Origin of the sequence: Paraburkholderia sp. RL17-373-BIF-A (assembly GCF_046030175.1) — a bacterium.
Classification (GTDB): Bacteria; Pseudomonadota; Gammaproteobacteria; order Burkholderiales; family Burkholderiaceae; genus Paraburkholderia.
The window spans coordinates 1-741 of record NZ_JARESO010000346.1 but is presented as its reverse complement, the minus strand read 5'-3'; the positions used below and the strand labels follow the sequence as shown (position 1 = coordinate 741).

Annotated in this window: 1 pseudogene; it reads right to left on the bottom strand. The window is 56.7% G+C overall.

Features of this window, described 5'->3' with window-relative positions:
• Positions 1–454 precede the first annotated feature (454 nt).
• Positions 455–613 (bottom strand): annotated as a pseudogene (locus P0D80_RS50775) (IS3 family transposase); the annotation flags it as partial.
• Positions 614–741 lie beyond the last annotated feature (128 nt).

The window sequence follows — 741 nt, the reverse complement described above, 5'->3', positions numbered from 1 at the left end:
GTGCAGCCCGTCGAGTATATCGAATCCGGTACTGACATCCCGTCGCCGTCGCGTGATCCCGGTTCGATGGTCAACGCTCGCGCACCAAAAAAAGGCCCTCCGGGGCGGAGGGCTGAGATCATATCTGAGGGAGATATGAGGAGACGAAAAGATCACTGAAGATCACGGGGCGATGCATTATGCGTCGCTGGTAGTATCCTAGCGCGGGAAAATCAGCCTGTGATGAGCGCAAACTGAGCATGAGTACGTAAATCGATGGGCAATGAGCTTGGCAATTTGGGCGACGTGGAGCCTGTAGGACAAGGCGTGCTCGAGATGCGCGAACATTTCGGGCCAGGCAGGCGCTTGTACTACGTCCAGCACGGCGAGGTCGTGATCGTGATGCTGGGCGGCGGTGACAAGTCCACCCAGCAGGCTGACATGAGGTCGGTCGGAAACCGTGGACGCCAACGCGTTAAGCAGCGAGCTTATTCGGATAGTATGGCTGTGTGAATGCAACGGGCGACAGGTAATCGAGACGTGCCTGCGTCCGCTGCCGGTTGTGGAACAGCTCGATATATTTGCTGACAGCGCACTTTGCCTGCTCCCGTGTCTTGAATCGCTGATGATAGACCGCGCGACGAGCTGGCCGCCGACCTCATGGACCTTGGCGATGTCATCGAGACCGCTATTGAGTTTTTGGCGTGTAACCGATAGGAGGCTAGGCCGGGATTCATTAATATCTGAAGCTTCGGGTATTCG